At 73.1% G+C, this 15054-nt stretch carries 14 protein-coding genes; 9 read left to right on the top strand and 5 right to left on the bottom strand.

All coding sequences use genetic code 11. The annotated features are described in order from the left end of the window. Nucleotides 1-2: 2 nt before the first annotated feature. Nucleotides 3-758 (bottom strand): TetR/AcrR family transcriptional regulator, encoded by a 756-nt coding sequence (locus O7635_RS04730; RefSeq protein ID WP_278079190.1) that lies wholly within the window; start codon nucleotides 756-758, stop codon nucleotides 3-5. Between the two features lie 72 nt (nucleotides 759-830). Between O7635_RS04730 and O7635_RS04725 the strand changes: the two genes are divergently transcribed. After that, nucleotides 831-1754, top strand: coding sequence for an ATP-binding cassette domain-containing protein (locus O7635_RS04725; RefSeq protein ID WP_278079189.1), 924 nt, complete (start codon nucleotides 831-833; stop codon nucleotides 1752-1754). Further along, complete coding sequence (locus O7635_RS04720; protein ID WP_278079188.1) at nucleotides 1751-2515, top strand: ABC transporter permease; 765 nt, start codon at nucleotides 1751-1753, stop codon at nucleotides 2513-2515. Before O7635_RS04725 ends, O7635_RS04720 begins: the two co-directional genes overlap by 4 nt. Here O7635_RS04720 and O7635_RS04715 read toward each other — a convergent pair. Further along, nucleotides 2512-3789, bottom strand: a complete 1278-nt coding sequence (locus O7635_RS04715) for an MmpS family transport accessory protein (RefSeq protein WP_278079187.1) — start codon at nucleotides 3787-3789, stop codon at nucleotides 2512-2514. The two genes, O7635_RS04720 and O7635_RS04715, sit on opposite strands and share 4 nt — an antisense overlap. Nucleotides 3790-4602: 813 nt before the next feature. On the opposite strand from O7635_RS04715, the gene glmS reads away from it, so the two are divergent. Then, a complete protein-coding gene (gene glmS, locus O7635_RS04710) occupies nucleotides 4603-6501 on the top strand; it encodes a glutamine--fructose-6-phosphate transaminase (isomerizing) (RefSeq protein ID WP_278079186.1) in 1899 nt (632 codons plus the stop codon). Between the two features lie 230 nt (nucleotides 6502-6731). On the opposite strand, the gene O7635_RS04705 is transcribed toward glmS, so the two are convergent. The 3 genes from O7635_RS04705 to O7635_RS04695 form a co-directional block, all read right to left on the bottom strand. Next, on the bottom strand, nucleotides 6732-7505 hold the full coding sequence (locus O7635_RS04705) for a TIGR03620 family F420-dependent LLM class oxidoreductase (RefSeq protein ID WP_278079185.1): 774 nt from the start codon (nucleotides 7503-7505) through the stop codon (nucleotides 6732-6734). 302 nt (nucleotides 7506-7807) lie between these two features. Beyond that, nucleotides 7808-9418, bottom strand: a complete 1611-nt coding sequence (locus tag O7635_RS04700; protein WP_278079184.1) for an alpha/beta hydrolase — start codon at nucleotides 9416-9418, stop codon at nucleotides 7808-7810. Then, the gene (locus tag O7635_RS04695) at nucleotides 9418-9702 is read right to left on the bottom strand and encodes a hypothetical protein (protein ID WP_278079183.1); all 285 of its coding nucleotides are present in this window, start codon (nucleotides 9700-9702) and stop codon (nucleotides 9418-9420) included. Before O7635_RS04695 ends, O7635_RS04700 begins: the two co-directional genes overlap by 1 nt. 157 nt (nucleotides 9703-9859) lie before the next feature. Between O7635_RS04695 and O7635_RS04690 the strand changes: the two genes are divergently transcribed. From O7635_RS04690 to ung, 6 genes are read left to right on the top strand one after another with little or no spacing between them, the layout of a single operon-like run. Then, nucleotides 9860-10228 (top strand): holo-ACP synthase, encoded by a 369-nt coding sequence (locus tag O7635_RS04690; RefSeq protein ID WP_278079182.1) that lies wholly within the window; start codon nucleotides 9860-9862, stop codon nucleotides 10226-10228. Next, a complete protein-coding gene (locus O7635_RS04685) occupies nucleotides 10225-11700 on the top strand; it encodes an NAD(P)H-hydrate dehydratase (protein ID WP_278079181.1) in 1476 nt (491 codons plus the stop codon). Before O7635_RS04690 ends, O7635_RS04685 begins: the two co-directional genes overlap by 4 nt. A 10-nt stretch (nucleotides 11701-11710) precedes the next feature. Next, nucleotides 11711-12832: an alanine racemase gene (alr, locus tag O7635_RS04680; protein ID WP_278079180.1), complete on the top strand. Its 1122-nt coding sequence runs from the start codon at nucleotides 11711-11713 to the stop codon at nucleotides 12830-12832. Continuing rightward, nucleotides 12829-13893: an alpha/beta hydrolase gene (locus O7635_RS04675; RefSeq protein WP_278079179.1), complete on the top strand. Its 1065-nt coding sequence runs from the start codon at nucleotides 12829-12831 to the stop codon at nucleotides 13891-13893. Before alr ends, O7635_RS04675 begins: the two co-directional genes overlap by 4 nt. Beyond that, nucleotides 13890-14375, top strand: coding sequence for a tRNA (adenosine(37)-N6)-threonylcarbamoyltransferase complex ATPase subunit type 1 TsaE (tsaE, locus tag O7635_RS04670; protein WP_278079178.1), 486 nt, complete (start codon nucleotides 13890-13892; stop codon nucleotides 14373-14375). Before O7635_RS04675 ends, tsaE begins: the two co-directional genes overlap by 4 nt. Next, on the top strand, nucleotides 14372-15049 hold the full coding sequence (gene ung / locus O7635_RS04665; RefSeq protein ID WP_278079177.1) for a uracil-DNA glycosylase: 678 nt from the start codon (nucleotides 14372-14374) through the stop codon (nucleotides 15047-15049). Before tsaE ends, ung begins: the two co-directional genes overlap by 4 nt. Nucleotides 15050-15054: the final 5 nt, after the last annotated feature.

Genomic DNA, 15054 nt, shown 5'->3' with positions numbered 1-15054 from the left:
CGTCACTGTTCCTCCTCGTGGGCCGCGATCAGGCGTTCGATGCCGTCGAAAATCATCATGAAGCCGAACTGCACCTCCAGGTCGAACTCCTGCTCGGTGATTCCCGTGTCGGGACCGTCGAAGACGCCGTCGTCGACCAGTCGGGCCAGGTCAGGCAGGCGCTCCTTGTCGACCACCATGCGGACCATCTCGCCGTAGGTGGGCTGACCGGACCCGAGGTCGACGGCCTCCAGGTTGATCTCCTGGGTCATCCGAACCTGACCGCGGATGAACGTGAGCAGCAACATCACCACGCCGATCTGGACCTCGGCCGGAAGCTGCGTCCGGCGCAGGCAGGCCAGCGCGCGGTCGAGCCAGGTGAGCTGCCCGGGGCCGATCGGCGGCGTGGGACCGAGCGGCACGTGCAGCACCCAGTTGTGGCTGCGATAGAGCCCGACCAGGGCGTACGCCCAGCGCTCGAGGTTGGGTCGCCAGCCCAGCGACTCGTCGGGCTCGGGCGGCGCCGCCTTGAGCGCGCTGACGTCGGTCATCAGCTGCAGGAGCTCGTCCTTGCTGCGGACGTAGCGGTAGAGCGACATCGCCGACTTGCCCAGCTTCTCGGCCACCCTGTTCATCGACAGCGGGCCGAGCCCTTCGGTCGAGGCGATGTCGATGGCGGCGTCGACGATCTGCTCGACGCTCAGGTTGGGGCGCGGGCCGCGCTTGGCGGGCTCGCGGCGTCCCCACAGCACGTCGACGCCGGGTGGCAGTTCGGGCATTGCTTCATCCTAAAACTGCGTATAGCCTAAACCAATCAGCGTAGGGCATAAACAGTTTGAGTAGGGGGAGGCGTGGACGCGATCAGGGTCCATGGAATCGAGAAGTCGTACGGGAGTCAGCGGGTGCTCTCCGGCATCGACCTCACCGTGCCGGCGGGCTCGGTGTTCGGGCTGCTCGGCCCCAACGGGGCGGGTAAGACGACGTTGGTGAAGATCCTTGCGACGCTGGTTCCGCCAGATGCCGGCACCGCGTCGGTGGCGGGGCACGACGTCGTGTCGTCGGCGTTCGAGGTGTGCCAGAAGATCAGTCTGACGGGCCAGTACGCGGCCGTCGACGAGCTGCAGACCGGCCGGGAGAACCTGGCGATGGTGGGGCGCCTGCGGCGGCTCGGCCGGTCGGCGTCCCGGCGGCGGGCGGTCGAGCTGCTGGAGCGGTTCGACCTGGCCGACGCCGGCGGGAAGCTGGTCAAGACCTATTCGGGGGGCATGCGGCGCCGGCTCGACCTGGCGATGAGCCTGGTCACCTCGCCGCCGGTGATCTTCCTCGACGAGCCGACCACGGGCCTCGACCCGCGCAGCCGGCAGCAGATGTGGTCGTTCGTGCGGGAGCTGGCCGACGGGGGGTCGACCATCTTCCTGACGACGCAATACCTCGAGGAGGCCGACCAGCTCGCCGACCGGATCATGCTCATCGACCACGGCGTCGCGGTGGCGGAAGGGACCGCCGCGGCGCTCAAGGTCCAGATCGGCGGAGAGCGGGTGGAGCTGGAGTTCGCCTCGGCCGCCGACTGCGCCCAAGCGCTGGCCGATCTCGGTGAGGCGGTGGCGGCGTCGAGCGCGCAATCGGTGACAGTCGCGACCACCGGCACCGCCATGGAGGTGCGGGACCTGCTCGACCGCATGGCCAAGCTCGGCGTCACCGTCGACAAGGTCGCCATCCACCGGCCCACGCTCGACGACGTCTTCTTCGCCCTGACCGGAGGTAACCCGCGATGACCAGCGCCTACTGGGCGGTCGACAACTCGCTCGCGATGATCGGCCGCAGCCTGCGCATCTCGGCCCGCAACGTCGAGGCGCTGCTGATGGCGGTCATGCTGCCGATCATGCTGATGCTGATCTTCGTCTACATCTTCGGCGGCGCGATCAACTCCGGCACCGCGTACGTCAACTACGTGGTGCCCGGGATCATCATCCTGTGCGCCGGGTTCGGGGCGTCGACGACCGCGGTCAGCGTCACCCACGACATGGTCGGCGGCATCATCGACCGGATCCGCTCGATGCCGGTGGTCAGCTCGGCCGTGCTGACCGGGCACGTGGTCGCCAGCGTCGTCCGCAACCTGGTGGCGATGGCCATCGTGATCGGCGTCGGCCTGCTGATCGGCTGGCGCCCGGCGGCGGGGGTCGGCGGCTGGCTGGCCGCGACCGGGTTCCTGGCGCTGTTCATGCTGTCGATCTCGTGGCTCGCGGCCTGCCTCGGTCTGCTGGTGCGCAGCGTGGACGCCGCCGGGGGAGCGACGTTCGCGATCACCTTCCTGCCGTACGTCAGCAGCGCCTTCGTGCCCGTCGACACCCTGCCGACGTGGCTGCGCGGCGTCGCCGAGCACCAACCGATCACGCCGATCGTGGAGACGACCCGCGGCCTGCTGATGGGCACGCCGATCGGGTCGTCGTGGTGGATCGCGCTGCTCTGGTTCGGCGGCATCACCGTGGTCGCGTTCACCTGGGCCGCGGTGCTGTTCCGCCGGCGTACGTCCTAGTTGAAGATCGTCCCGATGCAGAAGGCGCCGATGATGCTGCCGTCCTCGGCCGCGGCCTCCCGGCCGTCGACCGTGATGCGGCAGCCGAGGTCCTCGTTGTCACCGTTGGAGCGGGTCGCGCTGACGGTCAGCAGCAGCGAGCCCTCGGTGCTGGTGAACTGGCGCTTCCACGGCAGCTTCTCGTTCTTGAGCTCGCGTGTCTGCCCGGCGAGATCGTCGACGTACGTGATGTCCGCCCGGCCGCTGCCGGTCACCTCGTAGACGACGGTCTTGCCGGCGACGCCCGGCAGGCCCGGAAGCTGGGTCGGAATGCCCGGGTCGTCCGGCTCGTCGGTCGGCGGCACGGGGTCGGTGTCGGGGCCTTGCGGGTCCGGGTCCGGAAGGTTCGGGTTGGTCGGCTGGGTGACCACCGGGTCGTCGTCGTTGGCGCGGTTGGCCACCAGCAGGACGCCCGCGGTGGCGACGCCGCCGCAGAAGAGCAGGGCGAGCACGACGACGAGGGCGATGATCGGGCCGTTGCCGCGCTTGCGCTTGACGGGCTGGTCATAGGCGGGCGCCGCGTTGTACGGGTTGTACGGCGCGGCCGGCCCGCTCGGCGCGTAGGGGTTGGCCTGGGGCGGCGGCGGGGCGTAGGGGTTGGCCTGGGGCGCGTAGGCGGCGGCCGGGTCCGGGGGAGCGAACGGGGCGTCCGGCGGGGTGCCGGGCGGCCGGGCGTAGGGGCTGCTCTGGGCCGCCTCGTGCGGGGGGAGCGGCGAGGTCTTCGGGTAGGTCGGTCCGCCCGGGGGCGTGTCGGTGGAATAGCCGGGCGGGGCGCTGGTCGGGTAGCCGGCCGGCGCGCTCGGATAGACCGGCGCGGAGCCGGGGGTGAAGATCGGCGTGCTGCCGCGCTGCTGCGGCTGTTGCGGCATCGGTGCCGTGGGCGGCGGTAGTGGAGTGGTCGGTTGGCCGCCGAACGTCGGGGGTCGCGGTGGTTCCGGCGGCGGCGCGTCGGCCGCCGTGGCCGGCGGCACGCTGAAGGAGCCTGCGGGCGTCGCGGTCTCGGGCCGGGTATCGGTGCCCGGTATGGGCGTGGCCAGCGTCGGCGGCTCGTCGTCCGGCGCGGTGGCGGCGCTTTGGGCCCAGACCGGCGGCGCGGGGTGGGCCGGTCCGCCACTCACCGGCTGCGCCGGCGGTGCCGACGTGATCGGCGGCGCGGGGTGGGCCGGTCCGCCACTCACCGGCTGCGCCGGCGGTGCCGAGGTCATCGGCGGCGCGGCCTGCGCCGGCGACTCCACGCCCGTGGACCCGGTCGATCCGACCGGCGGCGTGGCCTCCGCAGCGGCCGCAGGCGCCGGCGGCGCCGAGGTGACGGCGGGCGCCGGATGTCCAGGCGCCTCGGCGCCGGCAGATGCGACCGGCGGCGCCGAGCTCGGCGGCGAGGCGACCGGGGGTGTCGGCCACTGCGCGCTATCCGTTGGCCTGGCTCGCTCTTCATCCGCCGGCGATGCCGAGCTCACCGCGGGTGGGTCTGCGTCGGCTGCCGGTGGCTCCGCCTCTTGCGCAGGCGGTGCTGACGCGACCGTGGGCGGCTCCGGGCTGGCCGGGGGCTCCGGGGCGGGCGCGTGCGCCGGCGGTGCCGAGCTGTCGGCCGCCGCGGGCGGCGGGGCAAGGGGCGCCGTGGGCGCCGCGTCGCCGGACGGGTCGGGCGGTGCCGGCGTCGTGGCGGGGAAGGGAGGTGGAGGCGGATAGGCCTGTGTCCGGTCCGACGCTTCCTCGCCTGCCGACTCGTCGGGCTCGGGAGGGTTGGGACGGCTCATCTGCGCTCCAAGCGGGGGCGGCTGCGGGCGGCGGCCCGCGGCGTGGAACGCCGTTGAGCGTTCCGGAAACCTATGCCGCGGGCAAGCGGATAGCCGTCATGTTGCGGTTCGGCCCGACCTCGGCGATACGGCGCCGACAGTACCGGTTGCTGTCCACAACGGTCGGTCTCGCCCGACCCTCGGGAGCGCTCGGTAGGCGCGTAGCGTACACGCTGTATCGCTCATGTCAGATGATTGATAGCCACACTTTCGAGCACGCGCCGTGAGCGATTTTCGGTTAGAGTCTGGCTCATGTGTGGAATCGTGGGTTACGTGGGCGCCCGGCCGGCGCTCGGCATCGTGCTGGACGGGCTGCGGCGGCTCGAATACCGCGGCTACGACTCGGCCGGCGTCGCCGTGGTCGGGGCTGACTGCCTGCTGACCGAGAAGCGCGCGGGCAAGATCGCGAATCTCGAGAAGGCCCTCGCCGAGCGTCCGATCGACACCGCCGACACCCACATCGGCACGGGCACGACCGCCATCGGCCACACGCGCTGGGCCACCCACGGCGGCCCGACCGACCGCAACGCCCACCCACACCTGTCGCGCAACGGCCGGGTCGCGGTCATCCATAACGGCATCATCGAGAATTTCGCGGTCCTGCGGGCCGAGTTGGAAGCGACGGGCATCGAGTTCGCCAGCGACACCGACACGGAGTGCGCGGCGCACCTGATGGAGATCGCGCTGGCCGCCGTACACCTCGAGAATCCCGACCTCGACGGTCCGCAGGCGCTCGCGGAGGCGATGCGCCGCGTGTGCCGGCGGCTCGAAGGCGCCTTCACGCTGCTCGCGACCGACGCCGGCACGCCCGGCGCGGTGGCCGCGGCCCGCCGCAACTCGCCGCTCGTGGTCGGCCGGGGCGGGGGCGAGAACTTCCTGGCCAGCGACGTCGCCGCGTTCATCGAGCACACCCGCGAGGCGATCGAGCTCGGCCAGGACCAGGTCGTGCTGATCACCCCCGAGGGCGTCGAGATCACCGACTTCGACGGCGCGCAGGCCAGCGGCCGCGACTTCCACATCGACTGGGACGCGTCGGCGGCCGAAAAGGGCGGCTACGACTACTTCATGCTCAAGGAGATCGCCGAGCAGCCGCAGGCGATCGCCGACACCCTGCTCGGCCGGCTGACGGAGCACGGCGAGATCCAGCTCGACGAGGTTCGCCTCACCGACCAGGACCTGCGCGACGTCGACAAGATCTTCATCGTCGCCTGCGGCACGTCGTACCATGCCGGGCTCGTCGCCAAGTACGCCATCGAGCACTGGACCCGCATCCCGTGCGAGGTCGAGCTGGCCAGCGAGTTCCGCTACCGCGACCCGGTGCTCGACCGCTCGACGCTCGTCGTCGCGATCTCCCAGTCGGGCGAGACGATGGACACCCTGATGGCGCTGCGCCACGCCAAGGACCAGAAGGCCCGCGTGCTCGCCATCTGCAACACCAACGGCTCCACCATCCCGCGCGAGTCCGACGCGGTGCTCTACACCCACGGCGGCCCGGAGATCGCGGTGGCGTCGACCAAGGCGTTCCTCACCCAGGTCGTCGCCTGCTACCTGATCGGCCTGCACCTGGCGCAGGTCCGTGGCATCAAATATGCCGACGAGGTGGGCGCCGTCGTCGCCCAGCTGCAGGAGATGCCCGACAAGCTGCGCACGGTGCTCGACCGCATGGACCCGGTCCGCGACCTGGCCCGCGACCTCGCCGGCACGGGCACGGTCCTGTTCATCGGCCGCCACGTCGGCTACCCGGTCGCTCTCGAGGGCGCGCTCAAGCTCAAGGAACTGGCCTACATGCACGCCGAAGGCTTCGCGGCGGGCGAGCTCAAGCACGGCCCGATCTCCCTGATCGACCACGGCACCCCGGTCGTCTGCGTAGTCCCGTCACCGGCGGGCCGCGGCATGCTCCACGACAAGATCGTGTCCAACATCCAAGAGGTACGCGCCCGCGGCGCCCGCACGATCGTCATAGCCGAGGACGGCGACGAGGCGGTCCTGCCCTACGCCGACCACCTCATCTCCGTGCCCCGCACCCCGACCCTGCTGGCGCCCTTGGTGACGACGGTCCCGCTGCAGGTGCTGGCCTGCGAGATCGCCTCGGCCCGCGGCCACGACGTCGACCAGCCCCGCAACCTCGCCAAGTCGGTCACGGTCGAATAAGGACGAACGACCCGCCCGCGCAACGCCCGCCGATGCACGGCGACTCCCGCCCGGCTGTCGCGTCAAGCGATCCGCTTCCGGACGGTCGGAGCTGGATCGTCCTCCTCAGGTCCGCCGAGGGGAGTTGGGCAGACCGCGGGTGAGAGGCTGACACCGATGAGGGACCTCGGCCGTGGCACAGGCGCTGCCGGTCAGGTGACGCCGCGACGTCACGCCCGAAGCGGCGGATCTCAGCCGATCAGGATGGCCGCGAGCCGGCGGTATTCCGGCAGCGCCGGATTGGCGTCCGGCTCCGCCCGGATGACCTGGACGGCGACGTGGTCCGCGCCCGCGGCCAGATATTCGTCGACCCGTGCCCGGATGCGCCCCTCGTCACCCCACAGGTAAAGGCTGTCGACCACCCGGTCGCTGCCGCCGGAGGCGAAATCGCCATCGTCGAAGCCGTAGCGGCGCAGGTTGTTCGTGTAGTTCGGCAGCTCCAGATAGCGCACCAGATGCGCCCGGGCCGCGCGGCGTGCCCGCTCCGCGTCGACCTCGAGCACCACGTTGACCTCAGGCGCGAGAAGTGGTCCAGGACCGAGCGTCTCGCGCGCCGCCGCGGTGTGTTCCACCGGGGCGAGATAGGGGTGCGCGCCGGCCGCGCGCGCGGCGGCAAGTCGCAGCATGCGCGGGCCGAGAGCCGCCAGCACCCGCCGCTCCGCCGGCACGGGCCGCGCCGCCGCGTCCAAGGCGTCGAGATAGTCGACCATCTTCTCGTAGGGCTTTCGGTAGCCCGCCACGGCCGGCGCGTGACTGACGCCCAACCCGAGCAGGAAGCGGTCCCCAGGCATGGCCGCCGCGACCGCGTCGGCGTCGTGCTGCCAGACGCTCAGGATGCCGGTAGCCACCACGATCCGCGACGTCGCCGCGAGCAACGGCAGCGCGGCCGACACACCGGGCGACCCGCCGATCCAGATCGCTCCGTAGCCCAACGCCTCGAGCTCCGCCGCCGCGTCCCGCAGCACGCCCCCACCCGCAGCCCCGCCCGCGGACCCGCCCACGGACCCGCCTGCGGCCCTGACCGCGGACCCGCCTGCGGCCCTGACCGCGGACCCGCCCGCGGACCCGCCTGCGGCCCTGACCGCCGCCCCGCCTGCGGACCCGCCTGCGGCCCTGGCCGCCGCCCCGCCTGCGGACCCGCCTGCGGCCCTGGCCGCGGACCCGCCCGCGGACTCGGCCTCCCGGAACTCGCGGCTCCACACACCGATCCGACCGACCGCCGCCCGCGTCTCCATCTGCTCGACGCTACTCGTCGAAGGGCATCGCCTCACTCCACCAGCGACTGGTGTTCCGGGCCCAGGGCGATCCGGGCGATGTCGGTCAGGGCGTCGTTGTCCGTGCGCCAGTAGCCGCTGTGACCGTGCGGGTCCCCGGTGAAGACCTGGGCGCCGAACGACGGACTCGTCGGATTGCGCCCGAACCACAGGTCTTCGTTGGGATGCGGCCGCCGCTCCATCCAGAACGGACCCGCCACCGCCTCGCCCAGCCGCGCGAACGGCTCCTTCCACCCCGGCGCGAGATAGCCGATCGGGTCGTCGCTCGCCGTGCTCGCCCACACCCGATCCGGGGGCACGCCCAGGTCGGCCGCCCGGTCCGCCCCGACGCCAGGTGACCCGACGAAGATCAGGTCATCGGCGGCCAGGCCCTGGGTCCGGACCGTCGTCCCGACGGTCAGCGAGCCATAGCTGTGGCCGAGCACAGCATGTTGCGCTGGCGGGCCCTCATGGGTGGCGCGCAGCCCCTCCGCGAACCGGTGCAGCCCCGGCGCCGCCTCCCGCGCCTTGCCGGCCGTCATCGCCTCGTCGAGAAAGGACGGCGCGTCGTAGTCGAGCCACAGCACCGTCGACGTGCGCTGGGTCGGGTCGACCGCCGCGGCTCGGGCGGCCAGCGCCTCGACGCGGCCCAGGTCGTCGCGGACCCCGGTCAGGTCGGCCGTCATCCCGGGCACGTAGGTGAGCACGTTGTCAGCCTCGTCGGGGTCGCCGACGGCGAGCACGAGCCGGCCGTAGCCGCCCGTCGACAGGCCGACCAGATAGGCCCGCTCGCCGTGCTCCGACGCCAGTCGCGCGTCGACCGCGTCGATGCCGGACATCAGCCCGACCAGGCGGTGGCTGGCGGCGACCGCACCGTGCCGGGGCATCGCCGTGCGGACCGCCTCGGCCCGCTGTTGCATCAGGTCGGCCCGCTGCGCCGCCAGCAGGGACCGGTTGGCCTGGTCGCGCGCGGCCACCGGGACGCCGTCGAGGCGGCCGAAGACGGTCGGCTGGTGCACCAGCAGCCAGCGTCGCTCGGCGTCGGTCAGCCGGGACCACCACAGCCGCACCGCCCCGGGTGGCGCGCCGAGCGGCGGCACGACCCGCGGGGGCACCACCGGCCACCCGGCGGCGGCCGCCGCGCCGAGCCGGGCCAGGTCGGCGGCCGCGGCCTCGTCGGCCGCGGACGCCGCCGCCAGCGCCGCGGCGATCCCGGCCCCGACCCGGTCGGCCGCGCGCAGGGCGGCGACCCGGTCGATCCCCGTGACCGTGACGTCGGGCGCCGTGCGGCCAGACCGGTCGATCTCGACATGCGCCGGCGCCGCCGCGGCCACCGCCGCCGCGAGCATCCCGCGCGCCCGGACCAGCGCGGACGCGAACCCGGACAGCACCTGATCGGTCTCGACGAACGCCAGCCGCGCCGCGTCGAGCGGCTCGCGCAGCCCACGCACGTGCCCGCCGGCCGCCGAGCCGGCCGCACCCCGCCACCCGTCGGCGACCCGCCCGGCCACCGCCCCGAGCTCGGCCGCCCGCCGCCCGACCGACACCGCGAGCCGCGCCCACGAAGCCCCGGCCGACCGCCACACCGCCGGATCGACCTGCCACAACTGTGCGTAGGAAACCATCACCCCACCCGCCGGAGTCGATGAGCAGCCCGCGAGTCGGCGTCTTCGTAGGACAGCGCCGCCTCCCGCAACAGCCCACCGGAGCGCGCCACCCGCGCCGCCGCGGAACCCAACGCTCCCGACACCGCATCAGACAGCACAACAAGAGCCCGCCCGGCGACAAAGGACGGATCAGCCGCCGCACACACCTGCGCCGAGACCGACGCCAACGCTGAGGCCACCAGCTCCAGCTCGCCCGCCCGCGCACGCAACAGACCGGGCTCCACCCGCAGGTCACCGTCCACCACGACCACCCTCCCGACCGACGAAGCGAAGAGAAACCCAAGCTAGGCCGGCCACAACCTCGACAGGCGCGCCTGTGGACAAGGAGCGAGACCAACACCCGGCAACCGTCCACAGGGCTTGCCCACCGCGTACACCCGCTGCTAATAGGCTGTGGTGATGATCGTCGCTGTCGGGATCGACGTGGTCCTCGTCGAACGGTTCACCGGGGCACTGGCCCGCACACCGCTGCTCGGCGACCGCCTCTTCACGGAGGGGGAGCGGTTCACCGGTTCCGGCAACCCGCGCTCACCGGAGTCCCTCGCCGCCCGCTTCGCCGCCAAGGAGGCCGTGGCCAAGGCCCTGGGCGCCCCCGCCGGCCTGCGCTGGCACGACTGCGAGATCGTCACCGACCCCGACGGCCGACCCTGGCTCACGGTCAGCGGCACCGTCGCCGCCGCGGCCGCCGAGCGGGGCGTCAACCGCTGGCACCTGTCCCTTTCCCACGACGGCGGCATCGCGTCCGCGATGGTGGTGGCCGAGCAATGAGAAGAGCCTGGCGGGTCGCCGACGTGCGGGCAGCCGAAGAAGCGCTGATGGCCCGCCTCCCGGAGGGCACCCTGATGCAACGCGCCGCCGCCGGCCTTGCCCGCCGCTGCGTTTTGATCCTCGAAGAGGTCTACGGCAAGCGCGTCACGCTCCTCGTCGGCGCCGGCAACAACGGCGGCGACGCCCTCTACGCCGGCGCGCTGCTGGCCCGCCGCGGCGCCGCCGTCACCGCCGTCCTCCTCGACCCGGCCCGCACCCACCGGGGCGGACTGAGCGCCCTCGAGAAGGCCGGCGGCCGGGCCACCGACACCCCACCGCAGGTCATCGACCTGATCGTCGACGGCATCGTCGGCATCGGCGCCAAGGGCGGCCTGCGCAGCGGCGCCGCCACCACGCTCCACCGGGCCATCGAGCGCCGCGGCACCAACCAAAAGCGCCCGATCGTCGTCGCCGTCGACGTCCCCAGCGGCGTCGACGTCGACACGGGCGACGTACCCGGGAAAGCGGTCCAGGCCGACGTCACCGTCACCTTCGGCTGCCTGAAGCCCGCCCACGTCGTCGGCCCGGCCGCCCCGCTCGCCGGCGAGATCGAGCTCGTCGACATCGGCCTCGCCGAAACCCTTCGCGCCGACCCGGCCGTCCTCGTCCCGAACCGCGCCGACATCGCCGACGCGCTGCCGACCCACAAGCCGACGGACGAGAAGTACAACCGGGGAGTCGTCGGCATCGCGACGGGTTCGAGCACCTACCCCGGCGCCGCCATCCTCTCCACCTGGGGCGCGCTGGCCGGCCCGACCGGCATGGTCCGCTACGCCGGCACCGCCAAGGAGTACGTCGTCCGCGCCCACCCCAGCGTCGTCGCCACCGAGCGGATCACCGACGCCGGCCGCGTGCAGGCCTGGGTCGTCGGCAGCGGCCTGGGCACGGACGAGAGCGCCGCCACCACCGTCCGCACGGTCCTCGCCACCAGCCTCCCCGTCGTCCTCGACGCCGACGCGCTCACGCTGCTGGTCGACGGCGGGATGGCCGACCTGATGCGCGGCCGCAGCGCCCCGATGGTGCTCACGCCGCACGACCGCGAGTTCGCCCGCCTGGCCGGCGAGGAGCCCGGCACGGACCGGGTCGCGGCCGCCCTGCGCCTGGCCGCGCACACCAACGCGGTGGTCCTCCTCAAGGGTGATCGCACGATCGTCGCCACCCCGAGCGGCCACGCGTACGCCAATCCGACCGGCACCGCGGCCCTCGCCACCGGCGGTACGGGCGACGTCCTCGCCGGCCTCCTCGGCTCCCTGCTGGCCGGCGGCCTGCGTCCGGAGGTGGCCGCCGTCACGGCCGCCTACCTGCACGGACTCGCGGGGCGGGAAGCGGCCCGGCACGGCCCGGTGACCGCGCCGGACGTCGCCGCCGCCCTGCGCGCCGTGGTCAACGACCTGCGCCCGGGTGACCCGGAAATCACCGCTACCGGCAGGTAGCCTGGCAGGCATGTGGCAAGCCGAAGTGCGCGTCGACCTCGACGCCATCCGCGCCAACGTGGCCCGGCTCAAGGCCGGCACCACCGCTGCGGTGATGGCGGTCGTCAAGGGCGACGGCTACGGCCACGGCATGGTCCCGGCCGCCCGGGCCGCGCTGGCCGGGGGCGCGACCTGGCTGGGCGTCTGCACCCTCGACGAGGCGCTCGGCCTGCGCCGGGCCGGCATCACCGCGCCGGTCCTGGCCTGGCTGCTGACCCCGGGCCTGCCGCTGCACGAGGGCGTCGCCAACGACATCGACCTGAGCGCCGCCAGCCTCGGCCAGCTCGACGAGATGATCAAGGCCGGCCAGGAGGCGAGGAAGCCCACCCGGGTGCACCTCAAGATCGACACGGGCCTGTCCCGGGGCGGCGCCACCGCCGACGACTGGCCGGCCCTGGTCGAGGCGGCCGCCAAGGCCCAGGCCGACGGCGCCATCGAGATCGTCGGCATCTGGAGCCACTTCGTCTACGCGGACGCGCCCGGCCACGAGACCATCGACCGCCAGCTCGACGCCTACCGCGACGCCCTCGCGGTGGCCGAGCGGCTCGGCGTCCGCCCGCCGCTGCGCCACATCGCCAACTCCGCGGCCACGCTGACCCGCCCGGACGCCCACTTCGACCTGGTCCGCCCCGGCATCGCGGTCTACGGCCTGTCGCCCATCCCCGGCGAGCAGTTCGGCCTGCGCCCCGCGATGACCGCCCGGGCCCGCCTCATGCTCACCAAGCGGGTGCCGGCCGGCACCGGCGTCTCCTACGGCCACACCTACACGACCACCCGGGAGACTACGCTCGCGGTGGTCCCGCTCGGCTACGCCGACGGTGTGCCCCGGCACGCGTCCAACGTCGGCCCTGTGTCGGTCGACGGCGTCCGGCACACGATCGCGGGCCGGGTCTGCATGGACCAGATCGTCCTCGACGTCGGCGACCAGCCGGTCGCGCCCGGCGACGTGGCGACCCTGTTCGGCCCCGGCGACGACGGTGCGCCCACCGCCGACGACTGGGCCGCGGCCATCGACACCATCAACTACGAGATCGTCACCCGATTCGGGAGCACCAGAGTCCCGCGGGTTTACGACGGCGAGGAAGGTGAATGAGCACCCGACGCCGCGCGGGCATCATCGGCGCGGTGGTCGGTCTGGCCGCGGCCGGGATCGCCACCGGAGTAGCCGTCGAGCGCGCGGTCGTCCGCCGCTCGAAGCGGGGCGTGGCTGACCCCTACGTGGACGAGCCGTTCGACCGCCTGCCCTATGACGAGGTCCTCACCGTCAGCACCGCCGACGGCACGGACATCCACGTCGAGGTGGTCGAGCCGACGGTGACCGAGCCGGCCCCGGCGACCATCGTGTTCGTCCACGGCTTCTGCCTCGACATGGGCACCTTCCACTTCCAGCGCACGGCTCTCGCCGCCAAGGGCGAGCACCGGATGGTCTTCTACGACCAGCCCGGCCACGGCCGCTCCGGCAAGCTGGAAACCGGCGAATACGAGCTGCCGGCCCTCGGCGAGACGCTGCGCGCGGTGATCGACGAGACGGTCCCGGACGGCCCGCTGATCCTGGTCGGGCACTCGATGGGCGGCATGACCATCATGGCGTTCGCCGAGCTCTACCCGGAGTTCTTCGACGACCGGGTGCGGGGCTGCGTGCTGATCGCCACCTCGGGCGGCCTGATCGACGAGACCCGCCTGGGCCTGCCCGCGCTGATCGGCCGCGTCGGCGGCCCACTGCTGCCGCTGGTCAACAGCGCCACCCGGCTGACCGGCCCGACCATCGACCGCGCCCGCATCGCCGCGACCGACCTGGCCTGGCTGCTCACCCGACGGTACGGCTTCGGCGACTCCCGCCCCAGCCCGTCGCTGGTGTCCTATGTGGAGAAGATGAACTCGCGCACGTCGGTCGACACGGTCGCCCGCTACCTGCGCACGCTCTACACCCACGCCCGCTACCCGGCACTGGCGGCGCTCGAGCGCACCCCGACCGTGATAATCGTCGGTGACAAAGACATGATCACTCCGGTCGCGCACTCCGAGGAGATCCTGCGCCACCTGCCCGACGCGGAGTTCGTGAAGGTCAACAACAGCGGGCACGTCGTCATGCTGGAAAACGCCGACGAGGTGAACGCGGTGGTCCTCGCATTCCTGGAGAAGATCTCGGCATGATCCAACTGGACACTGTGGACGACACCCGGGCGTTCGGCGCGCGGCTGGCGGCGGTGCTGCGCCCCGGCGACCTGGTCGTGCTGACCGGCCCCCTCGGCGCCGGCAAGACCGCGCTCGTCCAGGGCATCGGCGCCGGCCTGCACGTGCAGGGCGACGTCACCTCGCCGACCTTCGTGATCGCCCGGGTGCACCGCCCCGACCGGGCCAACGGCGGCGCGACCCCGCTCGTGCACGCCGACGCGTACCGGATCGGCGCCGCCGCCGACCCGCTGGCCGAGATCGACGGGCTCGACCTGGACGCCTCGATGGACGACGCGGTCACCGTGGTCGAGTGGGGTGAGGGCATCGTCGAGCAACTGCGCGACGAGCATCTGCGCGTACGCATCGACCGGCGCGACGACGACACCCGGGTGATCGAGCTCGAACCGGCCGGCGGCGACTGGGCCGACCGCGTGGCGACGCTCACCGAGGACGCCCGGTGAACCTGCTCGACCTGCTGCCACCCGAATGGGCGAGCGCCCTGGGGCCGCACCTCGACCCGGCCGCCACCGCGGACCTGGGCGCCTTCGTGGCCGCCGAGTACGCGGCGACCGCCGTCTACCCGCCGCTGACCGACCTGTTCACCGCCTACCGGCTGTGCGGGCCGGCCGACGCCCGCGTGGTCATCCTCGGCCAGGATCCCTACCACCGCGCTGGTCAGGCCCACGGGCTCAGCTTCAGCGTCCAGGCCGGCGTACGCGTCCCGCCCTCGCTCCGCAACGTCTACAAGGAGCTGGCCGCGGACCTCGGCGTCCCCGCGCCCGACGGCGGCGACCTGCGCGGCTGGGCGACGCAGGGGGTGCTGCTGCTCAACGCGGTGCTCACGGTGCGCGAGGGAGCGGCGGGGTCGCACGCCAACAAGGGCTGGGAGGCGTTCACCGACGCCACCATCCGGGCCCTGCAGGACCAGCCCGACCGGGTGGTCTTCCTGCTCTGGGGCGGCTACGCCCGCAAGAAGGCGGCGCTGGTCACCAACCCGGCGCACGTCGTGCTGGAGGCCGGCCACCCGAGCCCGCTCAACCCGCGCGGGTTCCTCGGCAGCCGCCCGTTCAGCGCCGCCAACAAGGCCCTCGCCGACGCGGGCCTGACTCCCATCGACTGGAGCCGCTCGGCCTGAGCGGC

Source organism: Asanoa sp. WMMD1127 (assembly GCF_029626225.1).
Classification (GTDB): Bacteria; Actinomycetota; Actinomycetes; order Mycobacteriales; family Micromonosporaceae; genus Asanoa.
Note: the sequence above shows the minus strand (reverse complement) of the source record. Positions and strands in the feature narration are given on the sequence as shown.

Bases quoted from the DNA above. Each gene is read 5' to 3' on its own strand.
- alr (WP_278079180.1), top strand. From the start codon at position 11,711: ATGTGGCAAGCCGAAGTGCGCGTCGACCTCGACGCCATCCGCGCCAAC.
- glmS (WP_278079186.1), top strand. From the start codon at position 4,603: ATGTGTGGAATCGTGGGTTACGTGGGCGCCCGGCCGGCGCTCGGCATC.
- O7635_RS04675 (WP_278079179.1), top strand. From the start codon at position 12,829: ATGAGCACCCGACGCCGCGCGGGCATCATCGGCGCGGTGGTCGGTCTG.
- O7635_RS04690 (WP_278079182.1), top strand. From the start codon at position 9,860: ATGATCGTCGCTGTCGGGATCGACGTGGTCCTCGTCGAACGGTTCACC.
- O7635_RS04700 (WP_278079184.1), bottom strand. From the start codon at position 9,418: ATGGTTTCCTACGCACAGTTGTGGCAGGTCGATCCGGCGGTGTGGCGG.
- O7635_RS04730 (WP_278079190.1), bottom strand. From the start codon at position 758: ATGCCCGAACTGCCACCCGGCGTCGACGTGCTGTGGGGACGCCGCGAG.
- O7635_RS04685 (WP_278079181.1), top strand. From the start codon at position 10,225: ATGAGAAGAGCCTGGCGGGTCGCCGACGTGCGGGCAGCCGAAGAAGCG.
- O7635_RS04720 (WP_278079188.1), top strand. From the start codon at position 1,751: ATGACCAGCGCCTACTGGGCGGTCGACAACTCGCTCGCGATGATCGGC.
- tsaE (WP_278079178.1), top strand. From the start codon at position 13,890: ATGATCCAACTGGACACTGTGGACGACACCCGGGCGTTCGGCGCGCGG.